The sequence below is a fragment of the Gemella sp. zg-570 genome (assembly GCF_018866345.1).
Taxonomy (GTDB): domain Bacteria; phylum Bacillota; class Bacilli; order Staphylococcales; family Gemellaceae; genus Gemelliphila.
Genome location: NZ_CP076443.1, coordinates 516,104 through 533,566, shown reverse-complemented (window position 1 = coordinate 533,566; position 17,463 = coordinate 516,104). Strand labels below are relative to the sequence as shown.

Annotated in this window: 15 protein-coding genes; 2 read left to right on the top strand and 13 right to left on the bottom strand. The window is 29.1% G+C overall.

Going from position 1 to position 17,463, the window contains the following annotated elements:
• Positions 1-20 precede the first annotated feature (20 nt).
• The gene (glmM, locus tag KMP11_RS02675) at positions 21-1,361 is read left to right on the top strand and encodes a phosphoglucosamine mutase (RefSeq protein WP_215756365.1); all 1,341 of its coding nucleotides are present in this window, start codon (positions 21-23) and stop codon (positions 1,359-1,361) included.
• A 36-nt stretch (positions 1,362-1,397) separates the two neighbouring features.
• Here the strand turns inward: glmM and KMP11_RS02670 are convergent, their stop codons facing one another.
• Positions 1,398-2,282, bottom strand: coding sequence for a phosphate/phosphite/phosphonate ABC transporter substrate-binding protein (locus KMP11_RS02670; RefSeq protein ID WP_215756364.1), 885 nt, complete (start codon positions 2,280-2,282; stop codon positions 1,398-1,400).
• A 492-nt stretch (positions 2,283-2,774) separates the two neighbouring features.
• Between KMP11_RS02670 and KMP11_RS02665 the strand changes: the two genes are divergently transcribed.
• Positions 2,775-3,767 carry a hypothetical protein gene (locus tag KMP11_RS02665; protein ID WP_215756363.1) on the top strand — a complete coding sequence of 331 codons (993 nt, stop codon included), beginning with the start codon at positions 2,775-2,777 and terminating at the stop codon, positions 3,765-3,767.
• A 204-nt stretch (positions 3,768-3,971) separates the two neighbouring features.
• On the opposite strand, the gene rpsD is transcribed toward KMP11_RS02665, so the two are convergent.
• The 12 genes from rpsD to pheT all read right to left on the bottom strand — a co-directional run bounded on the left by rpsD (position 3,972) and on the right by pheT (position 17,456).
• Complete coding sequence (rpsD, locus tag KMP11_RS02660) at positions 3,972-4,574, bottom strand: 30S ribosomal protein S4 (protein ID WP_215756362.1); 603 nt, start codon at positions 4,572-4,574, stop codon at positions 3,972-3,974.
• A gap of 455 nt (positions 4,575-5,029) precedes the next feature.
• Positions 5,030-5,521: a nitroreductase family protein gene (locus tag KMP11_RS02655; protein WP_252344687.1), complete on the bottom strand. Its 492-nt coding sequence runs from the start codon at positions 5,519-5,521 to the stop codon at positions 5,030-5,032.
• Between the two features lie 77 nt (positions 5,522-5,598).
• On the bottom strand, positions 5,599-7,026 hold the full coding sequence (gene gatB / locus KMP11_RS02650; protein ID WP_215756361.1) for an Asp-tRNA(Asn)/Glu-tRNA(Gln) amidotransferase subunit GatB: 1,428 nt from the start codon (positions 7,024-7,026) through the stop codon (positions 5,599-5,601).
• Between the two features lie 15 nt (positions 7,027-7,041).
• Positions 7,042-8,499 carry an Asp-tRNA(Asn)/Glu-tRNA(Gln) amidotransferase subunit GatA gene (gatA, locus tag KMP11_RS02645; RefSeq protein ID WP_215756360.1) on the bottom strand — a complete coding sequence of 486 codons (1,458 nt, stop codon included), beginning with the start codon at positions 8,497-8,499 and terminating at the stop codon, positions 7,042-7,044.
• A 21-nt stretch (positions 8,500-8,520) separates the two neighbouring features.
• Positions 8,521-8,811 carry an Asp-tRNA(Asn)/Glu-tRNA(Gln) amidotransferase subunit GatC gene (gene gatC, locus KMP11_RS02640; RefSeq protein ID WP_215756359.1) on the bottom strand — a complete coding sequence of 97 codons (291 nt, stop codon included), beginning with the start codon at positions 8,809-8,811 and terminating at the stop codon, positions 8,521-8,523.
• Between the two features lie 147 nt (positions 8,812-8,958).
• On the bottom strand, positions 8,959-10,953 hold the full coding sequence (gene metG, locus KMP11_RS02635) for a methionine--tRNA ligase (protein ID WP_215756358.1): 1,995 nt from the start codon (positions 10,951-10,953) through the stop codon (positions 8,959-8,961).
• A 163-nt stretch (positions 10,954-11,116) separates the two neighbouring features.
• Positions 11,117-11,776 carry a methionine ABC transporter permease gene (locus KMP11_RS02630; protein ID WP_215756357.1) on the bottom strand — a complete coding sequence of 220 codons (660 nt, stop codon included), beginning with the start codon at positions 11,774-11,776 and terminating at the stop codon, positions 11,117-11,119.
• Position 11,777: 1 nt separating this feature from the next.
• Complete coding sequence (locus KMP11_RS02625; protein ID WP_215756381.1) at positions 11,778-12,791, bottom strand: methionine ABC transporter ATP-binding protein; 1,014 nt, start codon at positions 12,789-12,791, stop codon at positions 11,778-11,780.
• A gap of 431 nt (positions 12,792-13,222) precedes the next feature.
• Entirely contained in the window at positions 13,223-13,417 is a 195-nt protein-coding gene (locus tag KMP11_RS02620) for a hypothetical protein (RefSeq protein WP_216280035.1), read from the bottom strand.
• 146 nt (positions 13,418-13,563) lie between these two features.
• Positions 13,564-14,415 carry a bifunctional 5,10-methylenetetrahydrofolate dehydrogenase/5,10-methenyltetrahydrofolate cyclohydrolase gene (locus tag KMP11_RS02615; protein ID WP_216280034.1) on the bottom strand — a complete coding sequence of 284 codons (852 nt, stop codon included), beginning with the start codon at positions 14,413-14,415 and terminating at the stop codon, positions 13,564-13,566.
• 44 nt (positions 14,416-14,459) lie between these two features.
• Complete coding sequence (gene plsY, locus KMP11_RS02610; RefSeq protein ID WP_216280033.1) at positions 14,460-15,053, bottom strand: glycerol-3-phosphate 1-O-acyltransferase PlsY; 594 nt, start codon at positions 15,051-15,053, stop codon at positions 14,460-14,462.
• 12 nt (positions 15,054-15,065) lie between these two features.
• On the bottom strand, positions 15,066-17,456 hold the full coding sequence (gene pheT, locus KMP11_RS02605) for a phenylalanine--tRNA ligase subunit beta (protein WP_216280032.1): 2,391 nt from the start codon (positions 17,454-17,456) through the stop codon (positions 15,066-15,068).
• Between the last annotated feature and the right edge of the window lie 7 nt (positions 17,457-17,463).

Here is a 17,463-nt window from a genome sequence, read left to right as displayed (position 1 = left end):
AATATTAAGGAGATTTTCCAATGAGAAAATATTTTGGAACAGATGGTATAAGAGGAGTTGCAGGTCAAACTTTAACTGCTGAATTAAGTTTTAAAGTTGGTCGTGCTTTGGGTTCACTTCTTATATCAAAACATGAAAGTCCAAAAGTAATTATAGGTAGGGATACCAGAATATCTTGTGATATGATAGAAAGCTCTTTGGTATCTGGTTTAACAAGTTCAGGTGTCAATGTAATGCTAGCGGGTGTAATACCTACTCCAGCTATAGCATATTTAACAAATGTATTAGATACAAATTCTGGAATTATGATATCAGCATCTCATAATCCTTATCAAGATAATGGAATTAAAATTTTTGGTTCAGACGGTTTCAAATTAACTGACGAAGAAGAAATTATTATTGAAAAATTAATAGATGATAATTCAAATATAATAAATGCTTCAAAAGATAAATTAGGAAAAATATATAATTCTTTCAATCTAGCACAAAAATATATACAACATATTAAACAAGCAATAAATTTAGACTTAGAGGGTATGAAAATAGCCTTAGATTGTGCTAACGGGGCTACAACTTCCATAGCACCATTTATATTTGGAGATTTAGAAGCTGATATAGAAACAATAGGTTGTAATCCAAATGGTCTTAACATTAATCATAATGTTGGTTCTACAAAATTAGAAACTTTAGCTGAGTTTGTAAAAGAAAATGATGTCGACCTAGGTTTTGCTTTTGACGGTGATGGAGATAGAATGCTTGCTGTTGACAACGAGGGAAATATTGTTGACGGTGATAAGATAATGTTTATTTTGGCTCAATATTTAAAAGAACAAAATAAATTAAAAGATAATATGGTTGTTTCTACTGTAATGAGTAACTTAGGATTTTATCGTTCTATCGAAAGTCATGGTATGCAGTCTGTTAAAACTTCAGTCGGCGACCGTTACGTTGTAGAAGAAATGAGAAAAAATAATTATTCTATTGGTGGAGAACAGTCAGGTCATGTTATTTTATTTGAACATGCCACTACTGGAGATGGAATACTTACAGCTGTTTGTCTAGCTTCAATTATAAAAGAAAAGAAAACTACTTTAAAAAATCTTGCCGACCAAGTTACAATATTCCCACAAAAATTAGTCAATATCAAAGTTGAAAATAAAACAGAAGTCATGCAGGATAAAGAAATATTAGAAGAATGCAAAAAAATAGAAGAAGAACTATCTTCTAGTGGTCGAATATTACTTAGAGCTTCTGGAACAGAAAACATAGTAAGAGTTATGGTAGAAGCAAGTAGTCATGAACTGACTGACAAATACTGTAAACAATTAGCTGCTTTAATAATAGAAAAATATAATAAATAAAAACATACCTAGTGTAATTCCACACTAGGTATATTTTTATTTCACCTTATCCAATTCAACATTCATAGATTTAGCAGTTTCTTCAACTTTTTTATATACATCTTGATTTACTTCTTCAAAACCTGTTATTGAATATAACTTAGTCATTAATTCCATTGTTTCTTTATCATTTTGTAATTCTAATAAAGCATTTTTTAATTTTTTTTGCATATCTGCATCAAGAGAATTAGATACAGTAATAGTTATTCCAGGTATTAAATCACTTGTCGCTAAAACTTTAAGTTCGTCTTTGGCAGTTGGAAAATCTTTAGCATATTTATTTAAAAGATTTTCATAAGAACCGATAGCATCCACATCACCATTTAATAATAATTGTAAACTCTTGTCATGGCCCCCAGTAAATTGTGTAACAATATCTTTTTCCAAACTAAGACCTTTGTTTACTATCATTGCTCCAGGATATATGTAGCCTGAAGTTGAAGAAGGATCTACAAACGCAACTTTTTTATTTTTTAAATCTTCGATTGAATTTATATTAGCATTTTTTCTTACCAAAATTACAGCCTTATAGCCAGGTTGTCCATCTCTTCCTTTAGCCGTAAGAATATTTTTAGCATTCCCTTGACTTGTTGCTAGTAAAGAAGAAAATGGTGGTATTAAACCAAAATCTACACTTCCACTATTTAATCCTTCAATAACGCCAATATAATTACTAGCAGTAAAAGCTTCAACCTTTACTCCTAACTTTTCACTTAATTTGTTAGCAATAGGTTGCACATCCTCGATAAGTTTTTCACTATTAGAAGTTGGAACAAGTCCCATTTTTAAAACTTTTGTTTCTGCTTTTTTATTGTCATAAGAACAGCCTGTTAAAGCTATAATTAAAATAAAACTAGAAATTAATAATAGTAATTTTTTCATCTACTATACCTCCCATAAAATTAATAAATATATAATATCATATTTGATAATTTTTATCAATTAATCTTTTATAAAAATAATTTATAAGCAACTTTCTACATTTTTAAGATTTATAATTTTTGATAAATATATTAGTATATAAAGAATTAATACTAGAAAAAACTAATAAAAAGAACTACTTAATAATTTTGAAGAAGTTTATCAAAAATGGAATTTACAAGAATTAAATATTAGGGAGGCTGCTTGTGTATTAGGAGTAGCAAAGACAACTTGTTACAATTGGTTAATAATTAGAAAAAAACAAAAAAATTGTTCCAAATAGTAGACTTTTTGGAACGGAGTTTTTATCTTTAAATTTTTTTTAAAAATAAGATAAAAACTTATTCACTTAGCCGTTTATAAAATATTTTTATGAACAAGTTTATTATATAATTTAAGTTCAAAAAAGTCTGATTTTATGAACTAATTAAAAAATATAAGGAGGTCATTATAATGACAAAAACTACAAAATTTACTAAATTTCTAACTGCTGCACTTGCAGTTTCATTATTTACTAGCCCTATGGTAACCCATACAACTTATGCTAAATCAAAGATAAGATCTAGTGTAAGTGTATATAATAACATAATTTATGTTTCATTTTCTGAACCTTTTTATCAAAATGAATATCCAAATGAATATCCAAAAGCTGATAATTTTATAAAAAAAGTTGATGATTATATTAAATCTAAAGACTTTGCTAGCCAAGGAATTACTTTTAAATATTATGAGACTGCTGATTTTCTTGAAAGTGGAGAAGAATTTCGTTGGGTTGGGAAAACTATTATGTACACATTAAAAGACAATGAAAATGCTGAAGAAGTAAAAGCACGTTTAACAGCTATAGCTAATGAAATACTAGCGGCTACATCTGAAGCTGGAAACAGTGCGAGTGATTCTAATAACGATAATAATGCAAATTCTGAAAATAACGTAAATAGCTTAAAACCTGAAAATAATGTGGGTAATACTAAAAAAGATAATAACCTGAAAATAAAAGATGAAAAATTTGTTAAAAAAGATGGAGCTTGGATTTACAACAAAGCAGATGGTTCTATGGCTAAAGGATGGTTATTCGATAAAGAATACAAGTCTTGGTTCTTCTTTGGTGAAAACGGAAGAATGGCTGAAAATACTTGGATACTAAGCAATGGTTCTTGGTTCTACTTAAAATCAGGTGGATATATGGTGCAAAATGAATGGGTATTTAGTAACGGTTCTTGGTTCTACTTAATTCAAGGTGGATACATGGCACAAAATGCATGGATTCAAGACGCTAATGGAAACTGGTTCTACCTAAAATCAGGCGGATACATGGCTCAAAATGAGTGGGTTAAACACACTGACGGAAACTGGTATTACCTAAAATCAGGTGGATACATGGCAGTGAATGAATATACTCCAGATGGATATTTTGTTGACGCTAGTGGCGTTTGGGTAAGATAATAGCATAAAAAATAAAAAAACTTAATTGGGTAAATTTACCTAGTAAGTTTTTTTTTTTTCTATTTAAAATGTAAATTTGATAAGAGATGTGAAGCTAATATTATATATCTTTTTTTAAAAATTTTTATCTATGCTCTTGCTCAACTTAATAAATATTCTATTGTAAAATAAAAAACCCACAAAATTAATTGTGGGAATTTTTTATTATCTAGAGTAGTACTCTACTATTAATTGTTCATTTATTTCTTGGTTAAGTTCGCTTCTTTCTGGAATTCTAACTAATGAACCTTCAAGTTTATCTTCATCAAAAGTTAAGTATTCAGGTACAAAGTTAGTTATTTCAACAGCTTCTTTAATAATTTCTAAATTACGTGATTTTTCACGAATAGAAATTACTTGTCCTGGTTTTACTTGATAAGATGCTATATCAACTTTTTTACCATCTACAAGAACGTGTCCGTGGTTTACTACTTGACGTGCTTGACGGCTAGTTCTAGCTAGACCTAAGCTGTAAACTACAGAATCTAAACGTGTTGCTAGTAAAGCCATGAAGTTTGTCCCGTGAAGACCTTGTAATTTTCCTGCTTTATCGAATAATTTACGGAATTGTTTTTCGTTCATGCCGTGTAGGTAACGAAGTTTTTGTTTTTCTTGTAACTGTAATCCGTATTCAGATAATTTTTTTCTTTGACCTGGACCGTGTTGTCCTGGTGCGTAAGGACGTTTTGCTAACTCCTTACCAGTACCACTTAGTGATATTCCTAAACGACGAGATTTTTTCCAAGTTGAACCTGTAAAACGAGCCATTATATGCTCCTCCTTATATCTTTTTGTTTTGGTAAAACAAAAAGCACAATACTGTTGTTGTATATGTTATAGTTCTGGAACTTCACCTAGCAGCATAGGTTACGAGTTGCCACATTAAAAAATGTATAACATAGAGGCAATAACAAATATTTCACTGCTATTATTTTACACTGTTTAGTATTTTAACATTTAATTATATTTAAGTCAATAGTTTTAGCTTAAAATCCTTGTTTTTTAAGCAATTCATTTGTTATGGCAAGGGGTTTTTCCTTATAGAAATCTGCGAATTTTTTAGACCATAATTTTGTTTCTCTTGCTTCTGCAAATTTTTCCATAACTTCATCATATTCTTCTATATCTGAAATTGTAGAAATTGGAAATTTATTTTTTCCGACATTAACGCTTGCTTTTATTCTTGGTTTAACTCTTTCCGTAGTTAATTTTTCATCTATTTTTCATATACTTATTCCACAAATTGGATAGGTATATTTTGGCATTTCTAATATTTCTATTAATTCTTTGGCAGCTGACCTTATAGCACCACAACAAACAGTACCATATCCTAATGATTCTGCTGCTAAAACTGCATTTTGCATAGCCAGTGCAACATCAGTAGTTGCAGTTATTATTGTATCTAAATTATCTTCAATATTAAAATTAGAAAAATGTTTTTCACTTGATAATTTATGTCTAGTTAAATCTGCACAATATAATAAAAATACAGAACTTGTAGATATATGAATATTAGATTTTGATAATTCCCATATTGTATTTTTTAAATCTTCATCGTCTATCACTACTATACTATAGTGTTGACCATTCATCCAACTAGGTGCTTGTTTGCTAGATTTTATTATTATATCTAATTCTTCTTTGTGTAATTTATATCCCTTAACAAAACTTCTATTTGAACGATGATTGTTTATAGTTTTTATTACCTCATTCATTTTATAATTTCCCCCTTAAATTAAAAATATTTGCTTAATATTATAAGAAGTCAGATAAAAATTTATCTGACTTTACTTTATCTTTTTGCTATTTCTTCTAGTAACATTTTATTAATTATTTGTGGGTTAGCTTGCCCCTTAGAAACTTTCATAATTTGTCCAACTAAGAAACCTATTGCTCTGTCTTTTCCATTTTTAAAATCTTCTATTGATTTAGGATTATTATCTAGTACTTCACTTACCCACGTTAATAGCTGGCTTGTATCAGAAACTTGAACTAGACCTTTAGCTTTTACTATTTCTTCTGCATTACCACCATTTTCGATAAGTTCTGCAAAAACTTTTTTAGCTATCTTACTTGAAATAGTTCCGTCAGTTATTAACTTGACCATTCCAGCAAGACTAGCTCCAGTTATTTTTGTTTCTTTCAGTGTTTTTTGTTCTTTGTTTAAATATGCGTTGACATCAACCATTAAATAATTTGATACTAATTTAGGGTCGCCTCCATTTGAAACAGCTTCTTCAAACATATCAGACATTTCTTTTGTAAGTGTCAGCACATGAGCGTCGTAGGCTGGTAGCCCTAATTCTTCTTGGTAACGTTTCTTACGTGCGTCGGGTAATTCAGGAATTGTCAAACGAACTTCTTCTATCCATTCATCAGATATTCTCATAGGGACTATATCAGGTTCTGGGAAATATCTATAATCATCTGAACCCTCTTTAACCCTCATAAGTTTTGTTGTGCCTGTTGTTTCATCAAAACGTCGAGTTTCTTGTTTTATTTCTCCACCAGATAGAATAACTTGTTCTTGTCTTTTTTCTTCAAATTCTAATCCTTTTTTTACAAAAGTAAATGAATTTAGATTTTTTAATTCTGTTTTTGTACCAAATTTTTCTTGACCATAAGGTCTTATAGATATATTAGCATCACATCTCATAGACCCCTCTTCCATTTTTACGTCTGATACTTCAATGTATTGAATAATTGAACGTAATTTTTCAAGATAGGCATAGGCTTCTTCAGGAGTTCTTATATCTGGTTCAGAAACTATTTCAATTAATGGCGTTCCTTGACGATTAAGGTCGACTAGAGAATAACCATTTCTGTGAGTTAATTTTCCTGCATCTTCTTCAAGATGGGCACGAGTTATACCAATACGTTTTGTTTTTCCATTAACTTCTATATCTATCCAACCATTTTCTCCTATTGGCTGGTCAAACTGTGAAATTTGATATGCCTTGGGATTGTCTGGATAAAAATAATTTTTTCTATCAAATTTTGATTCTTTTGCTACGGTCATATTAAGAGCCATAGCTGCTTTCATTCCCCATTCAACCGCACGTTTATTAACTACTGGCAATACTCCTGGATAACCTAAATCAATAACACTTGTATTCGTGTTTGGTTCTGCACCAAAATGTGCTGGTGATGATGAGAAAATTTTTGAATTTGTTTTTAATTCTACATGGACTTCAAGTCCGATTACTGTTTCAAAATGCATAAATTTCTCCTAATATTAAAGTTCAATTTTTTTATTGTGTAAATTATAGTGTGATTCGTAGTTATAAGCAACATCATATATAGTTGATTCAGCAAATGGTTTACCAATTATCTGCATACCTATAGGACGTTTACCCTTGAAACCACAAGGAATACTTATAGCAGGTAAACCAGCCATATTAACAGGAATTGTTAAAATATCATTAGCATACATTGTTACTGGGTCTGTAATTTCTTCTCCAATATTAAAGGCTACTGTCGGTGCTGTTGGTCCAATAACTACATCATATTTTTCAAAAACTTTATCAAAATCTTGTTTGATTAGTGTACGAACTTTTTGGGCTTTTTTATAATAAGCGTCATAGTAACCAGAAGATAATACATAAGTTCCTAGCATGATACGACGTTTTACTTCAGCACCAAAACCTTCTCCACGAGTTTTTTTATAAATTTCTTCCAGGTTGCTAGCATTCTCACTTCTATAGCCGTAACGAATACCGTCAAAACGTGAAAGATTTGAACTAGCTTCAGCAGAAGCAATAATGTAATACGACTCTATTGAGTAAGATGTATTAGGTAGAGAAACTTCTTCTACTATTGCTCCTTGACTTTCTAAATATTTAACAGCTTCTAAGACACTATTTCTAACTTCTTTGTCTATTCCTTCGCCAAAATATTCTTTAGGTAGGGCTATTTTAAGTCCTTTAACGTTACCAGTAATTATTTCACTAAATTTAGGAACATCAACTGGAGCACTTGTCATATCATTTTCATCAAGACCAGAAATTATTTCTAAAATTCGTGCATTGTCTTTTACTGTTCTAGTCATAGGTCCTATTTGGTCTAGCGATGATGCAAAAGCAACCAAACCAAATCTTGATACACGACCATAAGTTGGTTTAAGTCCTACTATCCCGCAATAAGAAGCAGGTTGACGAACAGAACCACCAGTATCACTTCCCAAAGTGAATGGCACTTGCCCAACTGAAACAGAAGTTGCACTTCCTCCAGAAGAACCACCTGGTACAGCATCTAAGTCATGAGGGTTGCGGCAAGATTTGTAATATGAATTTTCTGTTGACCCACCCATTGCAAATTCATCCATATTTAATTTTCCTATTAAAATTGGATTTTCTGCATTCAATTTATTCATAACTGTAGCATCATATATAGGATTAAATCCTTGTAATATTTTTGATGCACAAGTAGTTTCTACATTTTTTGTTATTATATTGTCTTTTATTCCCATAGGTACACCAAAAAGTTTCCCAGAGAAATCATTTTTTTCTTGACTAATATCTAACTCTTTAGCTTTATCTAAAGCTAATTCTTCTGTTAAAGTAATAAAAGAACCAATTTTTTCATCAGTTTCTTTAATTCTTTTTAAAGAAGTTTCAACTAATTCAGAAGGTTTTACTTCTTTATTTTTTAGTTTAGCTTCTAAACTTTCTATACTTTCATACATTAAAGTCATTCATCTTCTCCTTAAAAGTAATTATTCAATAATAGTTGGAACTTTAAATTGTCCAGCCTCTTGTTCATAAGAATTTTTTAATACTTCTTCTCTATCAAGACCTTTTTTTGCAACGTCTTCTCTAAATACATTTACCAAATCTAAAACGTGATATGTTGGTTTGATATTTTCTGTATCTACAACAGATAAATTTTCTACTAAAGATACTATTTTTTCTAATTGTTCAGTATATATTTCTACTTCATCTTCTTTAATTTCAAGTCTTGCAAGATGAGCTATGTGTTCAACCTGTTCTTTTGTTATCTTAGACATACAATCCTCCATTTTAATTAATTACTAACTAATAATAGCATAAACCAGCCTTTTTATCAATTAAATATTAAATCTTTTATATTATAAATTTTAAATTTAAAATAAATTTTCCAATAAAAAAACTCTTGATTATCAAGAGTTTTTTTATTATCTTATTTCAGCACCATTAGGAATATCATAATTTATTTCTACTACTTTTAGTATTCCATCTTTTTCTGCAGATAAAATCATTCCTTCACTAAGTTCACCGCATAATTTAACTGCTTTTAAATTTGCAACTACTGCAACTTTTTTTCCTACTAATACTTCTGGCTCGTAATATTTTGCTATTCCTGAAATTATTTGACGAGTATGATTTCCTAAATCTAATTTTAATTTAAGTAATTTTGAACTTTTTTTAACTTTTTCACAACTCATTACTTGTGCAACACGAAGTGAAGTTTCAAAAAATTTGTCGATTGTAATTTCTTCAGCCAAGGGAATAAAATTATCATTTTTTTCTTCTGCTTCTTCCAAATTAGCCAATGCTTTTGGAGACATTTGTTCTTTTATGTATTCTATTTCTATATTTTTATCAAATCTAGGGAATATTGGTTCTGGTTTTTCTGTAACCTTGATTGTTCCGTCAAATTTTCCAAATTCTTTAACACTTGCATAAGTTAGTAACTCATCTGTAAGATTAAGTTGAGTTTTTATTTCTTTAGGTGCTTTAGTTAAAAACGGACTTATTAATATGGTAGTAATGCGTAAACTTTCTGCCAAATAATTCATCACTTTATCAAGAACTGATTTTTTTGATTCGTCTTTAGCTAGTAACCAAGGACTTGTTTGGTCTATATATTTATTAGTTCTTGTTATAAATTTCCAAAGACTTTCTAAGGCTTTAGAAAATTGCATATTCTCCATATAATTTTCATATTCATCAACCATTTGTTTGGCATTAGAAATTAAATCTTTATCAATTTCATCTTCCGTTGCAACAAAGGCTGGAATAAAACCATCGCAATATTTATTAATCATAGAAATTGTTCTATTCAATAAATTTCCTAAGTCGTTAGATAAGTCTGAATTTATTCTGTCAATAAAACTTTCTGGCGTAAATAATCCGTCTTGCCCAAAAGGAACTTCACGCATTAAGTAGTATCTAACAGAATCTAAACCGTAACGTGAAATTAACATATAAGGGTCTACTACATTTCCTTTTGATTTAGACATTTTACCGTCTTTCATAAGAAGCCAACCATGACCAAAAATCTTTTTAGGTAAAGGTAAGTCTAAAGCCATAAGTAATATAGGCCAATAAATAATATGGAAACGAATAATTTCTTTTCCTACAACTTGAACATCTGCTGGCCAGTATTTCTTGAATAATTCATCACTTTCACCAGTTGCATAACCTAGTGCAGTTATGTAATTAACCAATGCGTCAATCCAAACGTAAACAACATGTTTAGGGGCAGAATTAACTTTAACTCCCCAATCAAATGTTGTACGAGTAACTGCTAAATCTTCCAAACCTGGTTTGATGAAATTATTTAACATTTCATTTTTGCGACTTTCAGGTAAGATAAATTCAGGATGTTCATCATAATAAGCAACTAATCTATCAGCATATTTACTCATCTTAAAGAAGTAACATTCTTCTTTTACTAGCTTAACTTCATTACCACTTGGAGCAATACCACCAATCATTTTCCCATTTTCATCACGAAAAACTTCTTGTAATTGAGTTTCTGTAAAATATTCTTCATCACTGATTGAATACCAGCCCTCATATTCTCCTAAATATATATCGCCTTTTTCTAGCAACTTATCAAAAATATTAGCAACTGCTTTTTTATGATAAGTGTCAGTCGTTCTTATAAATTTACTGTAATTTATATCCATAGAAGACCAAAGTTTTTTTATGTCTTCTATCATTGTATCTACATATTCTTGTTCACTAATTCCTTTTTCTTGAGCTTTTTGTTGTATTTTTTGCCCATGTTCATCAGTTCCTGTTAAAAAGAACGTGTCATAACCCTGTATTTTTTTATATCTAGTTATCGTATCGCAGGCTACGGTAGTATATGCATGCCCTATGTGTAAATTCCCACTCGGATAATAAATAGGGGTCGTTATGTAAAATGTTTTTTTATTCATTACTACATTTTCCTCTCTAAATTTTAATATAATTATTTTTATTTTATCACAATAATACAAAGTATGTATATAATTTATTGTAATAAATTATAATATTAAAATTGAAAAATTATTTTATACTCAAAATTTTTATACTAAAAATAATTTTAAAGTTGCTAAAAAATTATCTCTTATCTACTTTCTTAACTGCAAAATCTCCTAGGTATTGAACGACAAATACTATTATCAAAATTACTATTGTAGAAACTAAAGTTACTGCATTATTATTACGTTGAAAACCATCTAAGTAGGCTAAGTTCCCAAGACCTCCAGCGCCAATAACACCTGCCATAGCAGTTGAACCAACAAGGGCGATAGCTGTAACTGTAATTCCTGATATTAAAGCTGGCTTGCTTTCTGGGATAAGAACTTTTGTAATAATAGTAATATTTTTTGCTCCCATTGCTTTAGCTGCTTCGATAACTCCCTTGTCAACTTCTCGCAAGCCAATTTCTACTAAACGAGCATAAAATGGTGCTGATGATATTATCAAGGCTGGTATAGCTGCTTGCACACCTAAAATTGTACCGACTAGAACTTTTGTAAAAGGTATTAATAGAACTATTAAAATAATAAAAGGTATAGCCCTAAATATATTTACTATTGCAGTTATTATTGTGTAAACAGTTATTACTAATTTATTATTACTTGTTGATGTTAAATAAAGTAATAATCCTAAAACCATACCTAAAATAAAAACTGCTATTAAAGATTCTGATGTCATTATCAATGTTTCTATTGTTTTTTCTATTATTTTGTCCCAATTTACTCTTGAAAAATCCATATTATAATACCTCCACAGAAATTTCTAATTCATATAATTTATTAATAGCTTGCTCTATATTATTATCTTCTCCAACAATCTGTATATATAAAGTTCCGATATTCCCTGTTTTTATTTTATCAATTTTACCTTGGATAATATTAACAGTTACTGAATTTTCTTTTGCTAGTTTACTTACTATTGGTTCGCTAAAATGTTTGTCATCAAATGTTAATTTTACTATTTTTCCATTAACAAAAGTTTCTTTCCAATTTTTTATATTTTTATTGGCTGATTTTTCTGAACTAAATGCTGTTTGTTTTAAGAAGCGTTTTGTAACTTCTTGTTGCGGTTTATAAAATACATCATACACTAAACCAGATTCTACAATTTCACCATTGTCTATTACTGCAACTTTAGTGCAGATAGTTTTTACTACATTCATTTCATGCGTTATTAAAACAACTGTAATATTTATTTTTTTATGAATTTCATTAATTAATTCTAATACATCAGCTGTTGTTTCAGGGTCTAATGCACTTGTTGCTTCATCACAAAGTAAAATTTTAGGATTACCTGCCAAGGCTCTCGCTATACCAACGCGTTGTTTTTGTCCTCCAGATAATTGAGATGGATAATTATCTTTTCTATCTTCTAAACCTACAAGTTTTACAAGTTCATCAACTCTTTTTTTTCTTTCATCTTTAGCAACTCCTAAAATTTCTAAAGGAAATTCAATATTTTCTGCAACAGTTCTGCTCCAAAGTAAATTGAAATGTTGAAAAATCATTCCAATATTTTGTCTTTTTAGACGACGTTTCTCATTACTGATTTTTCCAAAATCTTCTCCCAAAACAATAACTTGACCGTCTGTTGCAGTTTCAAGACCATTTAATAATCTGATTAATGTAGATTTTCCTGCACCTGAGTAACCTATTATTCCATAAATATCTCCTTTTTCGACATTCAAGTCTATATTTTTAATTGCATGAACATTATTTTTATAGATTTTATTTACATTTTTTAACTCTATAATTGATTTTTTTGTCATTGTATTTCTCCTTTTCAATATTATAAAAATAAAAACACCCTTATTGCATATACAATAAGGGCGTCAAAACGCGGTACCACCTTGATTTTTACTTCAGCTACTAACATAGCCTTTGCCTATAACGTGGCACAACGAATAAAGTTCACTAATTTTAATTGCTTACTCTATTGACAAACATAGACCATATTCACAAATTTCATATTACATACTCTCAGCAAACGTATGCTCTCTTTAAATATTCTATATGCTACTCATCAATGCTTCTGTCTAATATTAATGAAAAGTATATCACTATATATATTTATTGTCAATACTATTATTTAATTTTCTTAATAGTAAATAATTTTAAAAATTGCAAAGTGTTTAATAAAATAATATAAATAATTACATAATAATATATAAATTCAATTTTAACATTATATTTTAATATAAAATAAAGTGTCAACAAGTTGATAGCTCATATCAGTTAATGCTTTTGTAAAATCTTCTGAAGTAATTGTTTTTACTTCTTTTACTAGTGTAGTTGTTTTTTGATTGCTACTTTGACTATAACATCCTGTAACAACTAATCCTGCAACCGCTAAAAATGAAATTAATTTTTTATTGTACATTTTGCCTTATGTTCTAACCTAGCACTTATCATTTCTTTTTTTATCCTACTGATGTATAATATCATAAAAATTTTAAAATTTCAATAGTTTGTTTCTATATTTTACGTACGACAGAAGTACATATATGGGTTTCTGCCGATTAATTTTTATTTATTATTCTGAACTTTCTGTGCCAGTATAGTATTATACATTAACATAGTTATCGTCATTGGTCCGACACCACCAGGAACAGGAGATATATGTTTTACTTTTTCTTTAACTTTTTCAAAATCAACATCGCCTACTAATTTATCATCTTTATAATTATTTCCTACATCTATAACAGTTGCTGTGTTTTTATAATTATATTCATCTGTTAAGAAATGTGCTATCCCCACGCAAGATACAATAATATCTGCCCTTGCTATTAATTCTGATAAATTTTTAGTTTTTGAGTGTGCTATCGTTACTGTTGCATTTTTTTGAAGTAACAAACTAGCAACTGGTTTGCCAACAATATTACTTCTACCTATAACTAAAGCATTTTTCCCTTCTATATTTTCTTCTACACTTTCTATTAAACTCATTATTCCTAACGGCGTACATGGAATAAGTTCTGCAGTGCCTAGCGTTAATTTTCCTACGTTTATAGGATTAAAACCATCAACATCTTTTTCTATGGTTATAGCTTCTAATATTTTTTCTGAATTAATATGTTTAGGTAGGGGTAACTGAACTAAAATACCATGCACAGAATTATCATTATTTAATTTTTCTATTTCTTGCAAAAGATTTTCCTCAGAAATATTTTCTGCAAGTTCTATTTTCACAGAATTTATTTTATTTTCTAAGCATGCTCTGTGCTTAGAATTTACATAACTTCTTGAGGCTCTATTATCTCCTACTAATATTACTGCTAAAGTTGGTACTATTCCCCTATCAAGTAAAATCTGTGTTTGATTTTTTATTTCATTTCTTATTTCACTTGCTATTTTTTTTCCGTCAATTATATAAGTCATTACATCTCCTTAATATTTTTATAATCAAATATTTATAATAAAATTTATTTTTTTATTTTTAATTTTGAAATATTTTCTGTTCCCTTAATTATTCTAATAACATTATCCTTGTGCATATATATTATGAACATACACATAAATACCATTATGTATCTATCAAGTCCTACACCAAATATTCCTATATATAAGGCTCCTAAAAAAGAAATTATAATACTTCCAAGAGATACATAGCCCGTTATAAATAAATTTATAAAAAATATTATTATTAGGGCTAAGGCTAGATAAGGATAAAGATACACGAATACAGATGAACCTGTCGCAACAGCCTTGCCACCTTTGAAGTTAGCAAATATAGGAAAAATATGACCTATCATCGCAAAAGCTCCAAATAAGGTTAGATAGGTTACGTCTCCTAAAATTTTATTGGCAATAATTAAACTAAGAATGCCCTTTAAAAAATCTAAGAAAAAAACTGCAAGTCCTGCTTTTTTACCAAGATTTCTTATCATATTGGTTGTACCTAAATTTCCACTACCCATATTTCTAATATCTTTGTTAAAAAATATTTTTCCTATTATCAAAGCAAATGGTATAGAACCAAGCAAGTATGATAATAAGAGTAATAAAAATATCGTCATATACTTTTCCTCTTATCTTATTGTTACACCATATTTTACTAATTCATCTATTACTTGGCTATGAACTTTTGTTATTTCTTCTTCTGTTAAAGTTTTTTCTTTATCATTATAAAATACTGTTATAGCTATAGATTTTTTCCCACTTGGTAAACCTATTCCTTGATAAATATCAAATAGTTCTATATTCGTAATTAATTTATTAGGAATATTTTTAATTAAGTTTTCAATATTTTTAAATTCATCTTTTTCATCAATCAACATGGCAATATCACGACTTACACGAGGATATTTAGAAATTTCAAAATAAGTTGGTTTAACTTTATCGTTAGATAGTATCTTATCCAAATTAATTTCAAAAACATAAGTTTCTTCTAAGTCTAAATCTCTAGCATAAGTAGGATGTATTTCTCCAATAAACCCTATTTCTTCATCATTATAAAAAACTTTTGCTGTTCGACCTGGATGCATTAAATCTATATTTGCTTTTTGGTAGGAAATATTTTCTTGCAATCCTAATTTTACAAATAATAATTCTAAATAGGATTTAAGGTCATAAAAATCTATTTTTCTTTCTTCTTTTAGCCACTTAGTTACTTGTTCTTTACCAGTTATAGCACCAGCTATATATAGTTCTTCTTGTGGTTGAACATTGTCATCACCACTGCCAAAAAATACCTTACCTATTTCAAGTAATTTTAAATTTTCATTACGACGTGCCTTGTTATAAACTACCGTATTTAATAATCCTGATAACAAAGTTTGACGAAGCGTTGAGTGATTTTCTGACATTGGCATTAGTAGAGAAACTTTTTCTTTTTTTGCCAATGTAAATTGACTGGCTTCTTTATCTGATACTAAAGAGTAATTTATTGTGTCTGAAAATCCTAAATTCACATATAATTTTCTTATCTCACGCACTAAATTTTGTTTGTATGTTAAACCACCCTTAGTTGAATTAGAAAATTTTGGTAGGCTTGAAGGTATATTATCATAGCCGTATAATCTAGCAACTTCTTCTGCTATATCTTGCTTGATTGTTATATCAGGTCTTCTTGTCGGAACTGTAATTATTAATTCTTCTTCATTTATTTTCACAACAAAATTTAGTAATAAAAGTATATCTGCTATTTCTTTTGTTGTAAGTTTTATACCTATATAATTATTTATGTATGCAGTAGTTACTACTATTTCATTTTCTTTATTTTCTTTTTCTAGTGCTACAATTTTTTCTGGACTTGCCTCAGGGCATAATTCTTTTATTAACTCCACTGCTCTTCCCAGTGCTAGTAATTGTAATTTTGTATCTATTCCTTTTTCAAAACGTGTTGAAGATTCGCTTCTTAAATTATGATATGCTGAAGTTTTTCTTACAGATAATGGAGAAAAATATGCAGACTCTAGCACAATACTTGTTGTTTTTTCTGATATTTCTGTATCTGCTCCGCCCATTACTCCTGCTAAGGCTACTGGAAGAGTACCGTCTGTAATAACTAAGTCTGTTGCTAGTAGTTCTCTTTCTTCTCCATCTAGAGTGATTATTTTTTCATTTTCTTTAGCATTACGAACTAAAATTTTTTCACCTAAAAGATTTTTGTCAAAAGCGTGCATAGGTTGACCATATTCTAATAAAACATAATTAGTAATATCAACAATATTATTAATAGGTCTTATGCCTGCTCTCATTAATTTTGATTGCAACCAAAGTGGAGATTCTTCTATTTTTATATTATTTACTATTTGCCCACAATAAGATAAACAATTTTCACTTTCTATTTCTATATTTAAGTTTGTTGCAGGATAATTTTCATTATTTAAAATTTCTTTGAAATTTGATTTTTTATTATAGAGTGTAGCAACTTCATAAACAATTCCACGTATACTCAAAGCATCTGCCCTATTTGGTGTGATAGAAATATCAATTATTGTATCATTTAAACCTAATAATTCTATAACATCACTACCAACTTGAATAGGCTTATTAAAAACATATATTCCTTCTTGAGAATTTTTAGGAACTACTGAGTTAGATAAACCTAATTCTTTTAAAGAACATATCATACCTTGTGATTCAACGCCACGAAGTTTAGCTTTTTTTATTTTTAAACCTGGTAGTTTTGCTCCTACTTTTGCTACTATAACATATTGACCTTTTGATACGTTGGCTGCTCCACATACTATTTGTAATACTTCATCACCTACATCTACGCTACAAATATTTAATTTTTCTGCATCTGGATGTTTTTCTTTTTCTTTTACATAACCTACTACTAAACCTGATAGGTCTTTATCTAATTTAATTAATTCTTCTACTTCTAAACCACCACGAGTAATTTTATCAGCTAATTTTTCTACACTGTCATCTATATCAATTAATTCTTTTAACCAGTTATAACTAAGTAACATATTATCC